The 21,030-nt window shown below is 59.4% G+C and carries 25 protein-coding genes; 10 read left to right on the top strand and 15 right to left on the bottom strand.

What is annotated here, in order from left to right; genetic code table 11:
- Positions 1-41 precede the first annotated feature (41 nt).
- The gene (locus HU755_RS05590; RefSeq protein ID WP_186630872.1) at positions 42-230 is read right to left on the bottom strand and encodes a hypothetical protein; all 189 of its coding nucleotides are present in this window, start codon (positions 228-230) and stop codon (positions 42-44) included.
- Here HU755_RS05590 and rlmF point away from each other — a divergent pair.
- Complete coding sequence (gene rlmF, locus HU755_RS05595; protein WP_186551286.1) at positions 229-1,248, top strand: 23S rRNA (adenine(1618)-N(6))-methyltransferase RlmF; 1,020 nt, start codon at positions 229-231, stop codon at positions 1,246-1,248. The two genes, HU755_RS05590 and rlmF, sit on opposite strands and share 2 nt — an antisense overlap.
- A 210-nt stretch (positions 1,249-1,458) precedes the next feature.
- Here rlmF and HU755_RS05600 read toward each other — a convergent pair whose 3' ends face one another.
- Positions 1,459-1,740, bottom strand: coding sequence for an HU family DNA-binding protein (locus tag HU755_RS05600; RefSeq protein WP_186551287.1), 282 nt, complete (start codon positions 1,738-1,740; stop codon positions 1,459-1,461).
- A 395-nt stretch (positions 1,741-2,135) separates the two neighbouring features.
- Between HU755_RS05600 and yejK the strand changes: the two genes are divergently transcribed.
- Entirely contained in the window at positions 2,136-3,140 is a 1,005-nt protein-coding gene (gene yejK / locus HU755_RS05605; RefSeq protein WP_186630873.1) for a nucleoid-associated protein YejK, read from the top strand.
- The gene (locus HU755_RS05610) at positions 3,140-3,490 is read left to right on the top strand and encodes a glutaredoxin family protein (RefSeq protein ID WP_186630874.1); all 351 of its coding nucleotides are present in this window, start codon (positions 3,140-3,142) and stop codon (positions 3,488-3,490) included. The genes yejK and HU755_RS05610 overlap by 1 nt, the downstream gene beginning before the upstream one ends.
- A 116-nt stretch (positions 3,491-3,606) precedes the next feature.
- On the opposite strand, the gene HU755_RS05615 is transcribed toward HU755_RS05610, so the two are convergent.
- The 5 genes from HU755_RS05615 to HU755_RS05635 all read right to left on the bottom strand — a co-directional run bounded on the left by HU755_RS05615 (position 3,607) and on the right by HU755_RS05635 (position 7,584).
- Positions 3,607-4,542: a glutathione S-transferase family protein gene (locus tag HU755_RS05615; protein ID WP_186630875.1), complete on the bottom strand. Its 936-nt coding sequence runs from the start codon at positions 4,540-4,542 to the stop codon at positions 3,607-3,609.
- 84 nt (positions 4,543-4,626) lie between these two features.
- Positions 4,627-4,929: a GIY-YIG nuclease family protein gene (locus HU755_RS05620; RefSeq protein ID WP_186630876.1), complete on the bottom strand. Its 303-nt coding sequence runs from the start codon at positions 4,927-4,929 to the stop codon at positions 4,627-4,629.
- 39 nt (positions 4,930-4,968) lie between these two features.
- Entirely contained in the window at positions 4,969-5,439 is a 471-nt protein-coding gene (locus HU755_RS05625; RefSeq protein WP_186630877.1) for a nuclear transport factor 2 family protein, read from the bottom strand.
- Between the two features lie 191 nt (positions 5,440-5,630).
- Entirely contained in the window at positions 5,631-6,935 is a 1,305-nt protein-coding gene (locus HU755_RS05630) for a CynX/NimT family MFS transporter (protein ID WP_186630878.1), read from the bottom strand.
- Positions 6,925-7,584, bottom strand: coding sequence for a FadR/GntR family transcriptional regulator (locus HU755_RS05635; RefSeq protein ID WP_186630879.1), 660 nt, complete (start codon positions 7,582-7,584; stop codon positions 6,925-6,927). Before HU755_RS05635 ends, HU755_RS05630 begins: the two co-directional genes overlap by 11 nt.
- A 165-nt stretch (positions 7,585-7,749) precedes the next feature.
- Here HU755_RS05635 and HU755_RS05640 point away from each other — a divergent pair, with 165 nt between their 5' ends.
- Together HU755_RS05640 and HU755_RS05645 are read left to right on the top strand one after the other, a co-directional pair.
- Positions 7,750-8,061, top strand: a complete 312-nt coding sequence (locus HU755_RS05640; RefSeq protein WP_186630880.1) for a type II toxin-antitoxin system MqsR family toxin — start codon at positions 7,750-7,752, stop codon at positions 8,059-8,061.
- Complete coding sequence (locus HU755_RS05645) at positions 8,058-8,543, top strand: type II toxin-antitoxin system MqsA family antitoxin (protein ID WP_186630881.1); 486 nt, start codon at positions 8,058-8,060, stop codon at positions 8,541-8,543. Before HU755_RS05640 ends, HU755_RS05645 begins: the two co-directional genes overlap by 4 nt.
- Positions 8,544-8,601: 58 nt before the next feature.
- On the opposite strand, the gene HU755_RS05650 is transcribed toward HU755_RS05645, so the two are convergent.
- The 4 genes from HU755_RS05650 to HU755_RS05665 form a co-directional block, all read right to left on the bottom strand.
- On the bottom strand, positions 8,602-9,366 hold the full coding sequence (locus tag HU755_RS05650) for an amino acid ABC transporter ATP-binding protein (RefSeq protein ID WP_016771581.1): 765 nt from the start codon (positions 9,364-9,366) through the stop codon (positions 8,602-8,604).
- Between the two features lie 13 nt (positions 9,367-9,379).
- The gene (locus tag HU755_RS05655; protein WP_186630882.1) at positions 9,380-10,474 is read right to left on the bottom strand and encodes an amino acid ABC transporter permease; all 1,095 of its coding nucleotides are present in this window, start codon (positions 10,472-10,474) and stop codon (positions 9,380-9,382) included.
- Between the two features lie 10 nt (positions 10,475-10,484).
- Positions 10,485-11,666 (bottom strand): amino acid ABC transporter permease, encoded by a 1,182-nt coding sequence (locus HU755_RS05660; protein ID WP_186551299.1) that lies wholly within the window; start codon positions 11,664-11,666, stop codon positions 10,485-10,487.
- A gap of 66 nt (positions 11,667-11,732) precedes the next feature.
- The gene (locus HU755_RS05665) at positions 11,733-12,764 is read right to left on the bottom strand and encodes an amino acid ABC transporter substrate-binding protein (RefSeq protein WP_186551300.1); all 1,032 of its coding nucleotides are present in this window, start codon (positions 12,762-12,764) and stop codon (positions 11,733-11,735) included.
- A 467-nt stretch (positions 12,765-13,231) separates the two neighbouring features.
- Here HU755_RS05665 and HU755_RS05670 point away from each other — a divergent pair, with 467 nt between their 5' ends.
- The 5 genes from HU755_RS05670 to HU755_RS05690 all read left to right on the top strand — a co-directional run bounded on the left by HU755_RS05670 (position 13,232) and on the right by HU755_RS05690 (position 18,512).
- Positions 13,232-13,888, top strand: coding sequence for an alpha/beta hydrolase (locus tag HU755_RS05670; protein WP_186618766.1), 657 nt, complete (start codon positions 13,232-13,234; stop codon positions 13,886-13,888).
- A gap of 97 nt (positions 13,889-13,985) precedes the next feature.
- Complete coding sequence (rhlB, locus tag HU755_RS05675) at positions 13,986-15,464, top strand: ATP-dependent RNA helicase RhlB (RefSeq protein WP_186618765.1); 1,479 nt, start codon at positions 13,986-13,988, stop codon at positions 15,462-15,464.
- A gap of 117 nt (positions 15,465-15,581) precedes the next feature.
- On the top strand, positions 15,582-16,535 hold the full coding sequence (locus HU755_RS05680) for an ornithine cyclodeaminase family protein (protein WP_186630883.1): 954 nt from the start codon (positions 15,582-15,584) through the stop codon (positions 16,533-16,535).
- Positions 16,536-16,666: 131 nt separating this feature from the next.
- Positions 16,667-17,794 (top strand): FAD-binding oxidoreductase, encoded by a 1,128-nt coding sequence (locus HU755_RS05685; RefSeq protein WP_186630884.1) that lies wholly within the window; start codon positions 16,667-16,669, stop codon positions 17,792-17,794.
- A gap of 91 nt (positions 17,795-17,885) precedes the next feature.
- The gene (locus tag HU755_RS05690; RefSeq protein WP_186551305.1) at positions 17,886-18,512 is read left to right on the top strand and encodes a transcriptional regulator; all 627 of its coding nucleotides are present in this window, start codon (positions 17,886-17,888) and stop codon (positions 18,510-18,512) included.
- A gap of 101 nt (positions 18,513-18,613) precedes the next feature.
- Here HU755_RS05690 and HU755_RS05695 read toward each other — a convergent pair whose 3' ends face one another.
- From HU755_RS05695 to moaC, 4 genes are all read right to left on the bottom strand, one after another.
- Positions 18,614-19,390 carry an ABC transporter substrate-binding protein gene (locus HU755_RS05695; RefSeq protein ID WP_186630885.1) on the bottom strand — a complete coding sequence of 259 codons (777 nt, stop codon included), beginning with the start codon at positions 19,388-19,390 and terminating at the stop codon, positions 18,614-18,616.
- Between the two features lie 246 nt (positions 19,391-19,636).
- A complete protein-coding gene (gene moaE / locus HU755_RS05700) occupies positions 19,637-20,089 on the bottom strand; it encodes a molybdopterin synthase catalytic subunit MoaE (RefSeq protein WP_186630886.1) in 453 nt (150 codons plus the stop codon).
- Positions 20,090-20,091: 2 nt separating this feature from the next.
- Positions 20,092-20,334 (bottom strand): molybdopterin converting factor subunit 1, encoded by a 243-nt coding sequence (gene moaD, locus HU755_RS05705; RefSeq protein WP_186630887.1) that lies wholly within the window; start codon positions 20,332-20,334, stop codon positions 20,092-20,094.
- Positions 20,331-20,804 (bottom strand): cyclic pyranopterin monophosphate synthase MoaC, encoded by a 474-nt coding sequence (moaC, locus tag HU755_RS05710; protein ID WP_007972660.1) that lies wholly within the window; start codon positions 20,802-20,804, stop codon positions 20,331-20,333. The genes moaD and moaC overlap by 4 nt, the downstream gene beginning before the upstream one ends.
- Positions 20,805-21,030 lie beyond the last annotated feature (226 nt).

The raw sequence follows: 21,030 nt of genomic DNA on the forward strand, positions 1-21,030 counted from the left end.
GGATCGCAATGAAAAAGGGAGGCCCAAGTGGCCTCCCTTTTTTATTTCTGCAACACCTCAAATCCCTTGTAGGAGTGAGCCTGCTCGCGATCGCGGTCTATCCATTGCCATATCTTCGCCTGACACACCGCTATCGCGAGCAGGCTCACTCCTACAGTTTGAACGGTGTTGCCTTTAGATGTGGGACAATACCCGCCACTTTCAGCCATACCCGAATCGACCACGCCCATGAACGCCCCCCGCACTCCCAAACCTGCGCGCAAGAAGCCTGACGCCGCGACCCCGAGCAAAGCCGTCGAGCCACGCGAGAAGGCCAGCCTGCACCCGCGCAATCGCCATCAGGGTCGTTACGACTTCCCGGCGCTGATCAAGACCACGCCAGAACTGGCGAAGTACGTGATCACTAACCCGTACGGCAAGGAAAGCATCGACTTCGCCAGCCCCGACGCGGTGCGCGTGTTCAACCGGGCGCTACTGAAGGCGTTCTACGGCATCCAGCATTGGGACATCCCGGCGGATTACCTCTGCCCTCCGGTTCCGGGCCGTGCCGATTACGTGCACTTTCTCGCCGACCTGCTGGCGAGCATGAACGACGGCAAGGTCCCGCGCGGGGCGATCGTCAATGTGCTGGACATCGGCATGGGCGCCAACTGCGTTTATCCGCTGATCGGCAACAGCGAATACCGCTGGCACTTCCTCGGCTCGGAAATCGATCCGACAGCCGTGGCGGCCGCCAGAGCCATCGTCCAGTCCAACGATTTGAGCAAGGTCATCCAGCTGCGTCAGCAAGAGAATCGCAAGCACATCCTGATCGGCCTTTTGGAGCCGGGCGAGCGCTTTGACCTGACCATGTGCAACCCGCCGTTTCACGCCTCAATGGACGAAGCGACCAAGGGCAGCGAGCGCAAATGGCGCGCATTGGGCAAGGCCGACCCGAAACGCAAACTGCCGGTGCTGAACTTCGGCGGACAGTCAGCGGAGCTGTGGTGTGAAGGTGGCGAAGCGCGCTTCGTGACGCAACTGATCGCCGAGAGCGCCAACTTTCAGCACAAGGTGTTGTGGTTCAGCACGCTGGTGTCGAAGGCTTCAAACCTGCCGGCTATCGAAACCGCGCTGAAGAAGGCTGGGGTGCTGGAAAGCCAGGTGGTGGAGATGTCGCAGGGCCAGAAGCAGAGCCGCTTCGTGGCGTGGACGTTCCAGACCAAATCCGAGCAGCAGATCTGGCGGCGCGAGCGCTGGGTGCGCTAAACCAAGCTATTTCTGAAGGAATGCGAGACTGAATGTGGGAGCGGGCTTGCTCGCGAATACGGTGGGTCAGTCACTAAACATGTCGACTGACACTCCGCTTTCGCGAGCAAGCCCGCTCCCACTTTTGGCCCAGCGAGTCAGTCGCCAAATCACAGACACAAAAAAACCGTGCCCGGATCACTCCGAAGCACGGTTTTTTTTCGCTGCGTCTTACTTGTTCACAGAGTCGGTCAGGCCTTTGGCCACAACCAGCTTGATCACTTTCTTGGCAGGGATTTCGATGGCAGCGCCAGTCGAAGGGTTACGGCCGGTGCGGGCAGGACGCTCGGTCACTTTCAGCTTGCCGATACCTGGCAAGGTGATTTCGCCGCCATTTTCCAGCTGATCGGCAACGATTTGGCCCAGTTGGTCCAGAGCGTTACGCGCGGTGGTTTTCGGCGCGTCGATAGCTTCAGCGATGTCGGCGATCAGTTGGTCTTTAGTAAGAGCCATGTAGTGTTCCTTCCCTATCAAATTCATATGGATTGCAGAGTGCAGTGTCAGCCATCGAGCCCGATCTTCTGGATCTGGCACCCTCGGCGATAACCACGACGAGTCGGGTTATAGATGCCGAAATCAGGGTTTGGTTCGACCTGACAAATGCTGAATGCACGCTTAACGCAGTGACTTCGCGTAAGACCGGGCAAAACTAGCACAACGCCTGTTAAATATCCGCCTCTAGCTACCCATTTGGTCAGCTTTATTGCGCTAAATCGGTAAAAAACTGCATAAGGCCGGGCCCGCGCCCCGGTTTCGCCCTGCAACCCACGCCAAAACCAGTGGTTGCGGTACACTGAGCGCTTTTTCGGGGGAGCCCGCCCTCCTCCCTTCCAACAGCCGAGAAGCCCATGCCGATCCGTCATTGCATCGTCCACCTGATCGACAAAAAACCCGACGGCACGCCCGCAGTTCTGCACGCACGTGACACTGAGCTGGCCGAGTCCGCAGCCATCGAAAACATGCTCGCCGACCTCAACGAGAGCTATAACGCCAAACAGGGCAAAGCCTGGGGTCTGTTTCATCCGGAATCCGGCGCGTTCCCGTTCAGCGGCTGGCTGAAGGAATACATGGAAGGCGGTCGCGACTTCACCGCCTTCAGCAAAGTCGCGGTCGAGCATCTGCAAAAGCTGATGGAAGAATCGAACCTGTCGGTCGGCGGCCACGTGCTGTTCGCCCACTACCAGCAGGGCATGACCGATTACCTGGTGATCGCGCTGCTGCACCATAGCGAAGGCGTGGCGGTGACAGAAGAGCTGGACGTCACGCCGTCGCGCCATCTCGACCTTGGCCAATTGCACCTGGCGGCGCGGATCAACGTTTCCGAATGGCAGAACAACAAGCAGTCCAAGCAGTACATTTCGTTCATCAAAGGCAAGAACGGTAAAAAGGTCTCGGAGTACTTCCGCGACTTCATCGGCTGCCAGGAAGGCGTTGACGGCCCCGGCGAGACCCGCACCTTGCTCAAGGCCTTCAGCGACTTTGTCGAAAGCGAAGACCTGCCGGAAGAATCTGCCCGCGAGAAAACCAAGACCCTGGTCGATTACGCCAGCAGCCAGGCCAAGCTCGGCGAACCGATGGGGCTTGAAGAACTGTCGGAGCTGATTGACGAAGAGCGGCCGAAGGCGTTCTACGATCACATCCGCAACAAGGATTACGGTTTGTCGCCAGAGATTCCGGCAGACAAACGCACCCTCAATCAATTCCGCCGCTTCACCGGCCGCGCCGAGGGCCTGTCGATCAGCTTTGAAGCGCACCTGCTGGGTTCGAAGATCGAGTACGACGAAGAAAACGGCACGCTGATCATCAAGGGTCTGCCGACTTCGCTGACCGATCAGTTGAAGCGGCGCAACTGATGCTCGGCAAGGTGCTGAAGAAGGTTGCCCTGGTTCTGCTGGTGGTCGTGGTTTACCAGAACTGGGGCAAGATCGAGCGGGTGTTCAATCCCTCGCAAATGGTCTCGGAACAAACGCGGGCGCAGGCCAGTGTCGTGCTCTACGCCACCGACTGGTGTGGCTACTGCAAGCAGACCAAACGCTTTCTCGACAGCAAGGGCATACCGTTCAAGGAGTTCGATATCGAGAAGGATGCCGAGGCGCGCACGGCGTACGAGGCATTGGGCGGGCGCGGGATTCCGCTGATTGATGTAAACGGCACGTTGATTCGCGGGTTTGACCCGGAAGAAATCCTCGCCGCCCTGGAATAATCTGTAGGAGTGAGCCTGCTCGCGATTGCGGCGTTTCAGTCGATGAATCCGCTGACTGGTACACCGCTATCGCGAGCAGGCTCACTCCTACAAGGTTTTGCAGCTGATTTGATAAATCAGCGCGCCTCGATACGGAAACCAAAGCGCGGGAAGTGCACATGCACCACGCCACCCCGCTCGTCTTCACGACGGACAATCAATTCCTCGCGCCCGGCAAACAAAAGCTCACCTACCACCGGATCGACGCCGTAATCGATAGCAGCGATCGCCACTTGCTGCCCTGCCTCAAAACCATTCGGATCAACGAACCGCTCCTCCGGCAATGCCGCCGGCGTCGCGTTACGCGCGACCTCCAACGCCTCGGTGGAAGACATCTCGCTCGCCGCACCATGGCCGAATCCCAGCACTCGACCCAACCATGCCGCAACCGCAGGATATTCATCCACCAACGGTGCCGTCACGTGGGTCGCCTTGAGGAACCACAGCGGATGCGCCAGGGCGAAGTCGGCAATCGACGGTTCGCCAAAGAGGAAGTCGCCCTGCTCGCGCTGCAACTGCTGCTCCAGCCGCGCCATGATCGTCGGCCACTGGTGCTTGGCCTGCTCGGCAGACAGTCGCGTGGCGCTGCCACCGCTGAACAACCCGGCGCGGTCAGCCAGAAAGGCCTTGATCGCTTCCGGCGGCAACTTGCCGAAACGCACCGCCACCGATTCTGGCTGGAACACCAGACTCACCGCATGTTGAAACACCACCGAGTCCGCCCACGTCGCAAAGCTTGCGCTGGTCATTTCCTGACCTTCGGGAAAGAACGCCGGCAGGGCTTTTTCCTGTTCCAGACGACGCGCGATCAGTGCCGTGTCGCAATAAATATCGGCGCCAATCTGCAGCACCGGCGTCTTTCGGTAGCCACCGGTCAGAGCGGTGAGGTCCGGTTTCGGCATTACTGGCGAGATATGCACCGAGCGCCATGACAGTCCCTTGAAACCCAGCAGCAGGCGGGCCTTCTCGGCAAATGGAGAGGTCGGGTAATGGTGCAGAATCAACTCGGACATGCTCGGCTCCGCCGCTGGAAAAATGAATCCGCAGCTTAGCGTGCATTGCCGGACAGGCCTACAGATCTGCCTGATGGGAACCAATCAGTCAGATTGATAAGACGCGACGAGACATTCCTTGGCGCTTTTGCGCAGCTTCTTGATCAACCGTTCCTGACGCAGCGCATCGCTTTTGTCCAGGCAGCGCTCGGTGTAGACGAGGGCCATGGCCGGGCTGGAGAGAAAGAAACGCGCACCCTTGCCGCTCTGATGCTTGGCAAAACGCCGCACCGGATCGTCGCTGATCCCGCAGTACAACGAGCCATTCGCTGCACGCACGAGATAGACGAACCAGGATTTGCTCACCGGTTCGGCAACATCGACAGATTTTTCAATAAGGCTGGTCACTTCGAAATCAAGACATGCAGAAGACAGGCCGCGATCTTATCAGCGACCAGCCTGAAATGCCTTCAGTCCCTTACGCGCCTGAGCCCGCACAGCATTGCGCACCAGCGGCGTCCAGCCCAGCAGCAGACCTTTGAATCCCAGCGCCTGACGCGACCAGCGCCACAGGTCGAAATGATCGTGGTGTTCGCAGATCTTGCCGTCGCGAAACACGAAGCGTGCCTGGATATCGTTGACCACGACGTTGCCGGTCTGGCTGAACAAGTAGGTCGCCACCCAATGCGCGCCGCCCGTGCGCTCGTCGGCGCGGACGTTGTCGAAGGTCAGTGAGAAATCCTTGGCGCGAGTGGTGAGCATGCGCCACATGTCGCCGGCATCGCGGCCGCGCAGTTCGCCGAACGCCGGATCGCTGAACACCACGTCGTCCGTATAGCAGGCGGTCATGGCTTCGGCGTCGAGGCGCTGGAAAGCCTGGTAGAAACGCGTGATCATGGCACTATGGGCTTCGCTCAAGGCAATCTCCAAAGAAAAGAGGTACAGATTGCCAGCACCATAATCTGCGGAGCGGAGAAACACTATCGGCAATACGCAAAACCCTTGTGGGAGCGAGCCTGCTCGCGAAGGCAATTTAACATTCAACATCCATGTTGACTGAGACACCGCTTTCGCGAGCAGGCTCGCTCCCACATTTGAAATCCGTGAATTCAGATTTTTTCGCTTTGCACTTGGACGTACAACGCACGCCCGGCACCCAGCCCAGCAAGGATCGCACCCGCGCCAATAATGCCGAAAATCCAGCCCACGGCATTCCAGCCGCCGGTCCAGTCATGCACCACGCCGACCGCGAACGGCCCCATCGACGCCAGCGTGTAGCCAAAGCCCTGCGACATGCTCGACAGGTTCGCCGCTACATGTGAGTCGCGCGAGCGCAGCACGATCAGGGTCAGCGCCAGACTGAACGTGCCGCCCTGCCCCAGCCCCAGCAGAATCGCCCAGCCCCACAACCCTTCGATCGGCGCGTACAGACAGCCGAACAGACCGCCCAATGTCAGCGCCATGACCACGACGATCGCCAGACGCTGATCCTTGCCACGGGTCGCCAGCCATGGCGCGGCCAGAGAACTGGCGAGCTGGATGATCACCGAACCGGACAGCACCAGACCGGCCTGGGTCGGGGTCAAGCCCCGCCCAATGAGAATCGACGGCAACCAACCAAATACGATGTACGCCAGTGACGATTGCAGCCCCATATACAACGTTACCTGCCAGGCCAGCGGATCTCGCAGCAGTCCGCGCACGCGATAAGCCACGTTGTGCGCGCCGTGCTTCGGCCCGACCTGCGGCAGCCAGAACACTGCAGCCACCAATGCAGGAATCACCCAGAAACCCAGGCCCATCGCCCAGCTGTTATCGAAGTGCTCGCTCAATGGCACGGTCGAACCCGCCGCCATCGCCGCGCCCAGACACAGGGCCATGGTGTAGACGCCGGTCATGGTGCCGGCGTGTTTGGAGAAATCGCGTTTGACGATGCCCGGCAGCAGCACGCCGACGATGCCGATGCTGGCGCCGCCCAGCACGCTGCCGGCAAACAGGCCGATCTCGCCGAAGTTGCTGCGCAGGATGATGCCGCCGGCCAGGGTCAGCAAAATCCCCAGGACCACCCGTTCAGCGCCAAAGCGCCGCGCCAGAATCGGTGCCAACGGTGCGAACAAGCCCAGGCACAGCACCGGCAGCGTGGTCAGCAGTCCCGCCTGCGCCGCAGACAGTCCGAGACTTCTGGAGACCTCGCTGAGCAATGGCGCCATGCTCGACAATGCCGGGCGCAGGTTCAACGCCACCAGAATCAGTCCGAGCAGCAACAGCCACGGGCGTTTTACCAGCGGCTGGCTTTGCTGCACTTGCTCATCATCGGCCTCGGCATCGATCAACAGCTCTTCCAGCTCGGTGGTGCGCTTCGATGCTGTGGATAACTCAGTGCGGGACATGGTTTTCTCGGTTTCAAGATTCATTGATCAACTGCCTCGACAAGGCTTTGGCCCGTTCCGGGTCGCGTTGCTCGACTGCATCGAGCAAGTCGATATGCAGGTCGAACACTTCCTGACGGCGCGGGGAGATATTCAAGGTCTGGCGCAATTGCGCGCCGACGATGCTGGAGAAATAGCGATACAACTCACTGAGGGTCGGGTTGTGTGCGGCATCGACCAGACGGCGGTGGAACACCAGATCGCAGGCGATATAGGTGTCGAGATCGCCATGATAGTGACTGCCGCTGGTGCCGAGCGCTTCACGCAGGGCGGCAAGGTCCTCATCGGTGCGGCGCAGCGCCGCCAGGCCGATGGCTTCCACTTCTAGAATGTGCCGGGTCTCCCGGGCCTGTTCCAGCGAACAGCGGGACAGCGCCTTGAGCATGTCCAAGGGATCGACCACCGCGCGCAGATAACTGCCGTCGCCCTGACGAATTTCGATCAAGCCCGAAAACGCCAGAACGCGCATGGCCTCGCGCACAGTGTTGCGGCTGATGCCCAACTCGGCGCACAGCTCAGGCTCGGTCGGCAAACGTTCGCCCACCTGCCAGGCGCCGCTATTGATGCGCTGGCGCAATTGATCCAGGGCCTGATCGACCAGGGATCGTTTAACCAGAGGAGAAATTTCAGACATGAGCCTCGCCTTTTCATCCAATCATAGGATGAATTTCCTGACATGTTAGTCAGACCCATGTAGGACGGCAACCACCTAGGGTCAATCGGAGACACATGAAGCGGCATTTTCGATTGGTCAAAATTACCCTTTAAGGGTAATTTCAGGGACGGGTTTTGGTTTCTTATGGAGAAGAACACACCCCATTACGACTTGGCGGTGATCAAGGCGGATGTCAGAAGACTAGGCTGGAGGGCATTTACACACACAGCGAGAAGAACCGGTTCCGAGATGGAGCTGACGCTTGCAGACATGCAGGAAGTCGTCTTCATGCTGCAGCGCAACATGCTCTACAAGTCGATGACGACCTATGACAACCACCGTATCTGGCAGGACGTCTATCACGTCAATTCACAGGGTCTGGAGATTTACATAAAGGTGTCATATCACAACGACAGACGCCCGCCCGTGATCTCCTTCAAGGAGAACAAATCATGAATACGCAACAGTGCTTCAGTTGCGGTGCAGCTGAAGGAATGGTGCATTTTGAAGGTCGAGGCGAAACGATAAGCGTAAAGGGAATGAAGCGCCGAGTTGAGGACTTGTCGGGTTGGGAGTGCCAGAAGTGCGGAGAAGTCCAACTCGATGAAGTGTGCGGGCAGCGCTACTCGGACGCATGCGATGAGCTTGTTATCGCCAGCAGGAAGATGGTCGGCAACGAGATGAAAAAGATTCGCCGCAAGCTGCATCTGACACAAAAGGAAGCGGTGCAACTGCTGTCAGGCGGCGGACACAATGCATTTTCACGCTACGAACGCGGCGAGGTACTACCGCCGAAGGCGTTAATGCTGCTCATGCGTTTGCTGGATCGCTATCCACACTTGCTGGCGGATGCCAGAGTCTTGGCAGAAGGGGCTGACTTGAGAGGAGCATTTACGTTCACCGAGCACGTAAAGCGCCAATCCCTCACTGCTTCCTGACCCCCCCAAAAAAAACAAACCCGGCACGTGGCCGGGTTGGTTTTTTACACATAAACCATCAATGCAAAATCTGACTCAGGAACAGCTTCGTCCGGTCATTCTGCGGATTATCGAAGAAGTCGTTCGGCGCCGCCTGCTCAACGATCTCACCCTTGTCCATGAAGATCACGCGATTGGCCACGGTGCGGGCGAAGCCCATTTCGTGGGTCACGCAAAGCATGGTCATGCCGTCTTCAGCCAGACCGATCATGGTGTCCAGAACCTCTTTCACCATCTCCGGATCGAGGGCTGAAGTCGGCTCGTCGAACAGCATGATTTTCGGTTTCATGCACAGGGCGCGGGCGATCGCCACACGCTGTTGCTGACCGCCGGACAATTGCCCCGGGTACTTGTGCGCCTGTTCCGGAATGCGTACGCGTTCCAGGTAATGCATGGCGATTTCTTCGGCCTTGCGCTTGGGCATCTTGCGCACCCACATCGGCGCCAGGGTGCAGTTCTGCAGAATGGTCAGGTGCGGGAACAGGTTGAAGTGCTGGAACACCATGCCGACTTCACGGCGGATCGCCTCGATCTGCTTGAGGTCGTTGGTCAGTTCCACGCCATCGACAACGATGCGGCCCTGCTGGTGTTCTTCCAGACGATTCAGGCAGCGAATCGTGGTGGACTTGCCGGATCCCGACGGGCCGCACAGGACAATACGCTCGCCCTGCTTGACGTTGAGGTTGATGTCTTTGAGTACGTGGAACTGGCCGTACCACTTATTCACGCCCTGCATCTGAATGATGCCTTCCGGACCCACTGGCTTTTTGATTGCTTCGCTCATTTACAGAGAACTCCTAACGCTTGTGGCCAGTGTCGAGCTTGCGTTCCAGATGCATGGAATAGCGCGACATACCAAAACAGAAAATCCAGAACACCAGGGCGGCGAACACGTAGCCTTCGGTGGCCATGCCCAGCCATTTCGGGTCGGCAGCGGCTTGCTTGACGCTGTTGAGCAGGTCAAAGAGGCCAATGATGATCACAAGGCTAGTGTCCTTGAACAGCGCGATGAAGGTGTTGACGATGCCGGGGATCACCAGCTTCAGGGCTTGCGGCAGAATCACCAGGCCCATCGAACGCCAGTAACCGAGGCCCATCGCCGCAGCCGCTTCGTACTGCCCCTTGGGAATCGCTTGCAGACCGCCGCGCACCACTTCGGCGACGTACGCCGACTGGAACAGGATCACGCCGATCAGCGCCCGCAGCAGCTTGTCGAAGTTCATGCCTTCGGGCAGGAACAGCGGCAGCATCACCGAGGACATGAACAACACCGTGATCAACGGCACGCCGCGCCAGAACTCGATGAAGGTCACGCAGACCACACGAATCGCCGGCATGTTCGAACGACGCCCCAGCGCCAGAACGATCCCCAGCGGCAAGGCGCCGGCGATGCCGACGGTGGCGATCACCAGGGTCAGCATCAGACCGCCCCACTGACTGGTCGGCACGGTGGTCATGCCGAAACCGCCGTGCAGCAGGATAAAGGCGATGATCGGGTACAGCACCAGGAAGCTCAGTCCGTAGATCGCTTTACGCGGAACACGGGAGATGAACAGTGGTGCTGCGCCAATGACCGCCAGCCACACGGTCAGGTCGACGCGCCAGCGCAGTTCCGTCGGGTAGTAGCCGTACATGAACTGGCCGAAACGCTGCTGAATGAACACCCAGCAGGCGCCTTCCTTGGTGCAGTCGGCGCGCGTGGTACCGACCCAGTTGGCATCGACGATGGCCCAGCTGAGGATCGGCGGCACGACAAGGTAAATCAGGTAGAACGCAAACAGCGTCAGCAGGGTGTTGAGCCAGCTGGAGAACATGTTCGCGCGCATCCACGCCAGTACACCGATACTGCTGTTTGGTGGTGGCATGTCGGGTTTGAAAGTATGAGTACTCATGCGCTTTTCCTTACCGCTCGATCAGCGCAATGCGCTTGTTGTACCAGTTCATCAGCAAGGAAATGCTGATACTGATCGCCAGGTACACGCTCATGGTGATGGCAATCACTTCGATGGCCTGACCGGTCTGGTTGAGCACGGTGCCAGCGAACAGCGAAACCATTTCCGGGTAACCGATACCGGCGGCCAGCGAGGAGTTCTTCGCCAGGTTCAGGTATTGGCTGGTCAGCGGCGGGATGATCACGCGCAGGGCTTGCGGAATGATCACCTTGCGCAGGGTCGGGCCGTTGCGCAGGCCGAGCGAACGCGCCGCTTCGGTCTGGCCGTGACTGACCGACTTGATCCCCGAACGCACGATCTCGGCGATAAACGCCGCGGTGTACACGGTCAGGGCCAGGGTCAACGCCAGCAGTTCCGGGATCAACACCCAGCCGCCGACAAAGTTGAAGCCCTTGAGCTCAGGCATTTCCCAGTGCAGCGGGGCGCCGAAGATCAGCGCGCACAAGGTCGGGATGACCAGCGCAATCGCCAGGCCGACCCAGAACTTGTGGAACGGCACGCCGGTTTCTTCGAAGCGCTTGTTGGCCCAGCGGCACATCAGCACGATGCCGACGATGGCCAGCACGATGCTGGTCACGAACGCCCAGAAGCCATCAGCGGCCAGTGCGGCCGGCATGTTCAGGCCCCGGCTGCTGACAAAGAAAGTGTCGCCGAAGTTATGGCTGTTGCGCGGCCCCGGCATGGTCAGAAATACCGCGAAATACCAGAACAGGATTTGCAGCAGCGGCGGAATGTTGCGGAACACTTCCACATACACCGTCGCCAGTTTGGCAATGATCCAGTTCTGCGACAGCCGCGCTACACCCACGATGAAACCGAGGATCGTCGCCAGGATCACGCCGATGAAGGTCACCAACAGAGTGTTGAGCAGGCCGATGACAAACACCCGCGCGTAGCTGTCCGCTTCGGTGTAGTCGATCAGGGTTTGAGCGATGCCGAACCCGGCACTGCGCTCCAGAAAGCTGAAACCGGAGGTGATACCCCGGTGCTGAAGGTTGGTTTGCGTGTTGTCGAACAGGTACCAGCCAAGCGAGACCACCGCCACAACAGTGATGATCTGGAATAGCCACGCACGCACTCGTGGATCGCTGAGGCTGAGCCTCTGCTTTGGTGCGCCGATAGAATTTTGCATGAAGTGCCCCGGATGAAATGGAACAAGAACATCACCCGGCGGTTGGCCCGCCGGGTGATAGAACCATTAGCGCACTGGTGGTGCGTACTGAATGCCGCCGTTGTTCCACAGGGCGTTCAGGCCACGGTCGATTTCCAGCGGAGTGCTCTTGCCGAGGTTTTTCTCGAAGATTTCACCGTAGTTGCCGACTTGCTTGACGATCTGCACAACCCAGTCTTTCGGCAATTTCAGGTCTTTACCGTATTCGCCGTCAGCGCCGAGCATACGGGCCACGTCCGGGTTCTTGGTCGACTTGGCTTCAGCTTCGACGTTTTTCGAAGTGATACCGGCCTCTTCGGCATTGAGCAGCGCGTAGCCAGTCCAGCGCACGATGGCCAGCCACTCGTCGTCGCCGTTACGCACGACCGGGCCCAGTGGTTCCTTGGAAATGGTTTCCGGCAGAACCACGTAGTCCTTCGGCGAGGCCAGCTTGCTGCGCTGGGCGAACAGCTGGGACTTGTCGGAGGTCAGCACGTCGCAACGACCGGATTCCAGCGACTTGGCGCTTTCATCGGAGGTGTCGAAGGTGATCGGGGTGTATTTCAGACCGTTGCCACGGAAGTAGTCGGAAACGTTCAGCTCGGTGGTGGTACCGGCCTGGATGCAGATGGTTGCACCGTCCAGTTCCTTGGCGCTCTTCACGCCAAGCTTGTTGTTCACCAGAAAGCCGATGCCGTCGTAGTAGGTAATGAAGCCCGGGAATTTCAGGCCCATGCCCGCGTCACGGGAGCTGGTCATGGTGGTGTTGCGCGACAGGATGTCGATCTCGCCCGATTGCAGCGCGGTGAAGCGCTCCTTGGCGTTCAACTGACTGAATTTGACTTTGGTTGCGTCACCGAAAACGGCAGCGGCCACAGCGCGGCAGACGTCGGCGTCGATGCCGAGAATCTTGCCGGTTGCATCCGGTACCGAGAAGCCCGGCAGACCGTCGCTCACGCCACACTGCACGAAACCTTTCTTCTGTACCGCATCCAGGGTTGCACCCGCCTGAGCGAACCCGCTGACGCCGAGTACTGCTGCAGCAGTCACGACCGCCAGAGTGGATTTCAACATCTTCATTCAAACCTCCAGTTTTGCTCTTGTTGTGTCGGAGCTTGAGTCCAGTCGCACCCTTTTGAGGCGTTGTTGACCCGTGTTGGCTTTTTTTGGGGTCAACCGACGTAAGACCTTCGCTATGAGTCTAGTAGGAGAAAATCCACATCATGGATCACTCACTTCTCACCAATCGGCCGAACGGGCTGTAGCCCTTTCACGTTCGCTAAGCCCGTAGCGGCCATTGGCGAACATCCATCACCGGATTCGTTGCTATCCCATCGCGCGACTGACACTGATAGTGTTACCGCCACGCGTAGGACGCTTCGTACGCAAAGCCCATAGCAAAGCCCGTACCACACCGCTTGCGAAGTTGATTCCTGCACACGTCAATAGCAAAACTTGTAACCTTGCGACATCTTCTTAACGGATCAACCGGGCGCGCACTCAGATCACGCACTCAATGAGAGCGCCCGCACATTTTTGGAGCAAACATGACCGAGCCCTTGATTCTTCAGCCTGTTAAGCCCGCAGATGCCTGCGTGATCTGGCTGCACGGCCTCGGCGCCGACCGTTACGACTTCCTGCCGGTGGCCGAAGCGCTGCAGGAAAGTCTGTTGAGCACGCGCTTTGTGCTGCCGCAGGCACCGACGCGTCCGGTGACGATAAATGGCGGATATGCCATGCCGAGCTGGTACGACATCAAAGCCATGAGCCCGGCCCGGGCAATCGACCGCAACGAGCTCGAAGCGTCGGCGGATCGCATCATCGAATTGATCGAAACCGAGCGCGCCAGCGGAATAGACGCCTCGCGGATTTTCCTCGCCGGTTTTTCCCAAGGTGGCGCGGTGGTGCTGCACACCGCATTCCTGAAGTGGCAGGGGCCTTTGGGTGGGGTTCTGGCGTTGTCGACGTACGCGCCGACCTTCAGCGATGAACTCAAATTAGCTGCCAGCCAGCAGCGCATTCCGGTGCTTTGCCTGCACGGTCAGTTCGACAACGTGGTACAGAACTCGATGGGACGCAGCGCTTATGAGCATTTGAAGAAGCATGGTGTCACCGTGACATGGCAGGAATACCCAATGGAGCACGAAGTGTTACCTGAAGAGATTCGCGACATCGGTACCTGGCTGAGCGAACGCTTGCGCTGATTTCGCGGCCAATGTCGGCCCATTGATCCCTCCTACTACGCCGCGCCCGTTTCTTGCATTACACTGGCCGGCGTACATTCCTTAACCAATTGATGAGATGACCGTGCTCAAAGCACTCAAGAAAATGTTCGGTAAAAGCGAGGCTGAGCAGCTCGCGCCAGTTTCCAGCGCACCGTCGCACGCCCCCGGTCATCGCAACGATGCCCCGGCAGCCGACCGCCCCGCTCCCGTCGCCACCCCGAAACACTCGCCAGAACCTGCCACGACCGCGCCAGACGCCGCCGAACCGGCTCGCAGCGAAGCGCCGAAAGCGGTAAAACCGCGTCGCGAACCGAAGCCCAAGCCTGCCGTCATCCCGTGGAAACTCGAAGACTTCGTCGTCGAACCGCAGGAAGGCAAAACCCGCTTCCATGATTTCAAGCTCGCCCCCGAACTGATGCACGCCATCCAGGACCTGGGCTTTCCATATTGCACACCGATCCAGGCGCAGGTGCTCGGCTTCACCCTCGCCGGCAAAGACGCCATCGGCCGCGCGCAGACCGGCACCGGCAAGACCGCCGCGTTCCTGATCTCGATCATCACTCAACTGCTGCAGACCCCGCCGCCGAAAGAACGCTACATGGGCGAGCCGCGTGCACTGATCATCGCCCCGACCCGCGAGCTGGTGGTGCAGATTGCCAAGGACGCCGCTGACCTGACCAAGTACACCGGCCTCAACGTGATGACGTTCGTCGGTGGCATGGACTTCGACAAGCAGCTCAAGCACCTCGAAGCGCGCCATTGCGACATCCTCGTCGCGACGCCGGGTCGCTTGCTCGACTTCAACCAGCGCGGCGACGTGCACCTGGACATGGTCGAAGTGATGGTGCTGGACGAAGCCGACCGCATGCTCGACATGGGCTTCATCCCGCAAGTACGGCAGATCATTCGCCAGACGCCGCCGAAGGCCGAGCGCCAGACTTTGCTATTCTCCGCGACCTTCACCGAAGACGTGATGAACCTGGCCAAGCAATGGACCACCGACCCGTCCATCGTCGAGATCGAATCACTCAACGTCGCCAGCGACAACGTCGAGCAGCACATCTATGCCGTTGCCGGTGCCGACAAGTACAAGCTGCTCTTCAACCTGATCAACGACAACGGTTGGGAGCGCGTGATGGTGTTCGCCAACCGCAAGGACGAAGTACGCCGTATCGAAGAACGCCTGGTGCGCGACGGTGTGAACGCTGCGCAGCTGTCAGGCGACGTGCCGCAGCACAAACGCATCAAGACCCTGGAAGGTTTCCGCGAAGGCAAGATACGCGTGCTGGTGGCCACGGATGTGGCCGGTCGCGGTATCCACATCGACGGCATCAGCCATGTGATCAACTTCACCCTGCCGGAAGTCCCGGACGATTACGTGCACCGCATCGGCCGTACCGGTCGTGCCGGCGCCGATGGCGTATCGATCAGCTTCGCCGGTGAGGACGATTCCTACCAGTTACCGTCCATCGAAGAAAAGCTCGGTCGCAAGATCAGCTGCGAAACGCCGCCAACGCATCTGCTGCGTGCGGTTGAGCGCAAGCGTCCACAGTAAGCGCCACTCAACGAAAAAGCGCAGCCGGAAACGGACTGCGCTTTTTTTACGCCCGAAGGTTGCTCAACAGAACTAAAAGTCCATAATGGAAAAATAAGTTTAGTTTTGGAGCGCGAAATGTCCAGTACGCCCTACGTGATCGATCAAGCTCAGGCCCGAGACATGCTGGCGCGCATCGACGTGCCGCAGATCCTGCGCAAGCTGTTTCGCGATCTCGCGGCAGGCAACGCCGTGCAACCGACGCAGCAGTTGGTTGAGTTTCCGCAGGGTGCCGGCGACTTCATCAACTATCTGGGTGTGCTGGCCGGGGACGGCGTCTACGGCGTAAAGACCTCGCCGTACATCGTTCGCGAACAAGGCGCGCTGGTGACCGCATGGACGCTGTTGATGTCGATGAAAACCGGCCAGCCGCTGTTGCTCTGCGATGCCGGTGAACTGACCACCGCGCGCACCGCGGCAACCACAGCGGTAGCGGTCGATGCCCTCGCCCCGCTGAACGCCCGACGGCTGGCGATCATCGGCAGCGGCAAGGTCGCTCAGGCGCATCTTCACTACGTGAAGTCATTGCGCGACTGGCAAAGCATCAGCCTGTATTCGCCGTCCCTGCTGGAGGATGCCGAAACACAGGCCGTATTGAAGGCCATCGCGCCAGATCTGAAGATTGCCGACAGCCGCGAGACCGCCATCGCCGATGCTGACGTGATCATGCTCTGCACCTCGTCGGCCGGGCCGGTGATCGATCCTGCACATTTAAGCAAACCGGCGCTGATCACCTCCATCAGCACCAACGCCCCCCGCGCCCACGAAATCCCGCCGCAGCGCCTTAACGCTATGCGGGTGTTTTGCGACTATCGCCTGACCACACCCGGGTCGGCGGGTGAAATGCTGATTGCTGCCGAGCTGCATGGCTGGCACCCGGACTCGATCGTTGGCGACCTCGCCGAGCTGCTCAGCGAAAAAGTCCCGCGTCCGGATTACGACCGCCACGTGTTTTTCCGCTCGATCGGTTTGGGCCTGGAAGACATCGCCCTGGCCAATGCGGTTTATCACCTCAGCACAAATCCCTTGTAGGAGTGAGCCTGCTCGCGATAGCGGTTTGACATTCAATATTGATGTCGGCTGATAGACCGCTATCGCGAGCAGGCTCACTCCTACAGGGGTCGGCGTCATTTCTGGATATTGTGTACACATCGGAGACCTTCATGAGCCAGGCAGATTTCATCATCATCGGCGGCGGGATTGCCGGCGCTTCCACCGGTTTCTGGCTGTCGCCGCACGCCAGGGTGATCGTGCTCGAACGCGAATCCCACCCGGCCTATCACTCCACCGGACGCTCCGCCGCGCTGTTCACGGCGGCTTACGGCACGCCGCAAGTACGGGCGCTGACCCAGGCCAGCCGGGCGTTTTTCGACCATCCGCCGACAGGCTTTTGCGAACACCCGCTGCTGACCCCGCGCGGCGAAATGACCGTGGATTTCATCGGTGACCCAGCCGAACTGAACAACCAATACCTCAGCGCCAAAGCCACCGTGCCGCAGATGCAGTTGCTCAGCGCCGACGAAGCCTGTGCGCGACTGCCGATCCTGCGGCGGGAAAAAGTCCATGGTGCGATCTATGACCCAACAGCCTGCGACATCGATACCGACGCGCTGCATCAAGGCTATCTGCGCGGCATCCGTCGCAACCACGGCGAAGTCCACACCGATTGCGAGGTGCTCGGCTTGAGCCGTAACGACGACGGTCTATGGCAGGTGCAGAGCAATGGCCGGACCTTCAGCGCGCCCGTGATCATCAATGCCGCCGGTGCCTGGGCCGACCAGATCGGCGCACTGGCCGGCGCGCAGCCGCTGGGCCTGCAACCGAAACGTCGCGCTGCATTCATCTTCGCCGGCCCCGAAGGCGTGGATATTCACCAATGGCCGATGCTGGTCAGCCTCGACGAATCGTTCTACATGAAACCCGATGCCGGTATGTTCCTCGGCTCCCCGGCCAATGCCGACCCGGTCGAGCCTCACGATGTGCAGCCGGAAGAACTCGACATCGCGATGGGCATTTATCAAATCGAAGAAGCCACCACGCTGACCATCCGCCGGCCAACCCGCACCTGGGCGGGCCTGCGCAGTTTCGTCGCCGATGGCGATTTGCTTAGCGGATTCGATCCGCAGGTGCCGGGGCTGTTCTGGGTCGCCGCGCAGGGCGGCTACGGCATCCAGACGTCACCAGCGATGGGCCAGGCCAGTGCGGCTTTGGTGCGCGGCGAACCGTTGCCCGAGCACTTGCAAGAATTCGGGCTCGACAGCGCAATGCTCTCCCCTGCCCGGCTGTCCTGAACGCACCTGCGGATGACTCACCGAAAAGATTGCGGCACACTCGCAGCGCCCCTGCTCACGGGGCGCTGACGCTGCCTGGAGCTCCACTGTCATGACCGCCTCTGAATTCGACCCGGCGCTGGATAACTTCCGCGCCATCGCCGATGCCATCGCCACGCTGTTCTTTCCCCATGCCGAGGTGGTGCTGCACGACCTGCGCACGCAAAAGGTCGACTACATTGCCAACAACCTGTCCAAGCGCGAGATCGGCGACGACTCTTCGCTGGAGGACATGCTCAGCGAGGACGTCAGCGAGCGCAACATCGGCCCGTACGAAAAGCTCAACTGGGATGGTCAGAAAATTCGCAGCCTGAGCAGCGTGCTGCGCGACAGCGAGGGCCTGCCGCTGGCGGTGCTGTGCATCAATCTGAATATTTCGCTGTTCGAGAATGCCAAGGCTGCGCTGGATCTGTTTCTGTCGCCGAGCAAGTTGATTGCACAACCGGACTCGCTGTTTCGTGATGACTGGCAGGAACGCATCAACACTTTCCTCCACGCCTGGCTGCGCGAACGGCAACTGAGCCTGAATCTGCTGACCCGCGACCACAAGCGTGAATTGGTGCTGGCACTGCATGCCGAGGGCGCGTTCAAGGGCAAGAGCGCCTCGAACTATGTGGCCAATGTGCTGAACATGGGGCGGGCGACGGTGTACAAGCATTTGAAGGAATTGAAGGGCTGAAGATTTGCATCGCTAGCGCTGGCCTCTTCGCGAGCAGGCTCGCTCCCACATTTGGAATGCGTTACCCCTGTGGGAGCGAGCCTGCTCGCGATAGCGGTATATCAGTCGCCGTAAATGTCGGACTTGAAATACTTCTCGGAGATCTTCTGATATTCGCCACTCGCGCGAATTCCGTCGATAGCGCTGTTCAACTGGCTGACCAGCTCGGCATTGCCCTTGCGCACCGCGATCCCCGCGCCCTCGCCGACATACTTCGGATCCTTCAGCTCCGGTCCGACAAACGCATAGCCCTTGCCGCGCGGCATCGTCAGAAAGTCATTGAGCGGAATGGTGTCGGCGAAAATCGCATCGAGACGCCCCGCCGCCAGGTCCATGTAGATTTCTTCGTTGTTGCTGTAGCGCTTGACGTTGATGCCCTTGGGTTCAAACACTTCAGTGGCGAAACGATCCGTGGTAGTCGCGCGCTGCACACCGACATTCTTGCCTTTGAGGCTGGCGTACTGATCGTCGACGCTGGCGCCTTCCTTCATCACCAGGCGCGACGAAGTGAAATAGTACTTGTGGGTGAAATCCACCGATTTCTTGCGGTCTTCGTTAATGGTCATCGACGACAGGGCCATGTCGATTTTTTTCACTTTCAGCGAGGGAATCAGCCCATCGAATTCACCTTCGACCCACACGCACTTGACCTTCATCTGCGCGCACAAGGCATTGCCGATGTCGTAGTCGAAGCCAACGATTTCACCTTTGTCGGTTTTCGAAGCGAACGGCGGGTAAGCCGCTTCGATGCCAATGCGTAGGGTTTTCTCGGCGGCGAACACACAGGTCGACGCCAACAGGCTAAGGGCCAGGCCGGTGATGAGGGGGAGTTTCTTCATGTTCGTTCTCTCGCGGGTTGTTGTTGGTTTGGCGAAGAAGAGCAGCTACAAGCGGCAAGACAGAAGCTGTTTTTGTACTTGTAAATCCATATTGGACTCACATGTACAAATCGTCAATCGGGGAAACAGGAAGGATTTTGGTGCTGCGGATGGCCTCTTCGCGAGCAAGCTCGCTCCCACAGGGAACCCATTTCAACTGTGGGAGCGAGCCTGCTCGCGAAGACTGAATTGAGGGCGCTACAGAACTTATTTCTTCCAGCGATCCGCCGCCGCATGATCACTGTCGCGCCCTTCAACCCAGCGCGGTCCGTCGCGGGTGTTTTCTTTCTTCCAGAACGGCGCGCGGGTTTTCAGGTAGTCCATGACGAAGGCGCAGGCGTCGAACGCGGCCTGGCGATGGGCGCTGGCGGCGCCGACGAAGACGATCGGCTCGCCCGGCTCCAGCGCGCCGATGCGGTGCAGCACTTCCAGTTTCAGCAGCGGCCAACGCTGTTCGGCTTCGACGGCGATTTTGCCGAGGGCTTTTTCGGTCATGCCCGGGTAGTGTTCGAGGAACATTCCGGCCACGTCGCGGCCGTCATTGAAGTCGCGCACGTAACCGACAAAACTCACCACTGCACCAACGCCGACATCAGCCGCGTGCATCGCATTGACTTCAGCGCCCGGATCGAACGGCGTGGCCTGCACCCGAATCGCCATGCTCAGCCTCCGGTCACGGTAGGAAAGAACGCCACTTCATCGCCGTCGACCACCGGCTCGTCGAGTTGGCAAAGCTCTTCGTTGCGGGCGCACATCAGGTTCTGCTCGCTCAGCACTTCGGCGCCATCTCGTTGCGCCAACAGTGCACGCACGTCGTCGACCGTGGCGAAATCGCCCATAACCTCCAGCGAATCGACGCCGAGCGCTTCGCGATAACGGGCGAAAAACCTCACCTTCAGCTTCATGGTTGCTCTGCCTGAAAGTGGCCGCTCTTGCCGCCGACCTTCTCCAGCAGGCGCACGCTTTCGATGGTCATGCCGCGATCGACGGCTTTGCACATGTCGTAGATGGTCAGCGCGGCGACGCTGGCGGCGGTCAGCGCTTCCATCTCCACACCAGTTTGCCCGGAGAGTTTGCAGCGGGCGACGATACGCACGCTGTCGTCACCTTCGGCGCTCAGCTCGACTTTCACGCCAGTCAGCATCAATGGATGGCAGAGGGGAATCAGATCGCTGGTTTTCTTTGCCGCCTGAATCCCGGCGATGCGCGCCACGGCGAACACATCGCCCTTGGGATGGCCACCGCTGACAATCATTTGCAGCGTTTCGGGAAGCATGCGCACCAGCGCCTGGGCCGTCGCTTCACGGAACGTCACGGCTTTTTCGGTGACGTCGACCATGTTGGCGCGGCCTTGGGAATCGAGATGAGTCAGCACGGGATTACTCCTGATCAGGAGCGTGGATTGTAAACCTGTGGGTCAGATATTCGCGAGCGCGATTACCGCCATGACGCAAATCCCCTGTGGGAGCGGGCTTGCTCGCGAAAGCGGTATGTCAGTCACCTTTGATATTGCCTGACACACCGCTTTCGCGAGCAGGCTCGCTCCCACATTGGGATTCTTTTCATTCATAAAAAACGGGCGGCTGTCAGGCCGCCCGTTT

Source organism: Pseudomonas sp. SWRI111, from assembly GCF_014268555.1.
Taxonomy (GTDB): Bacteria; Pseudomonadota; Gammaproteobacteria; order Pseudomonadales; family Pseudomonadaceae; genus Aquipseudomonas; species Aquipseudomonas hamedanensis.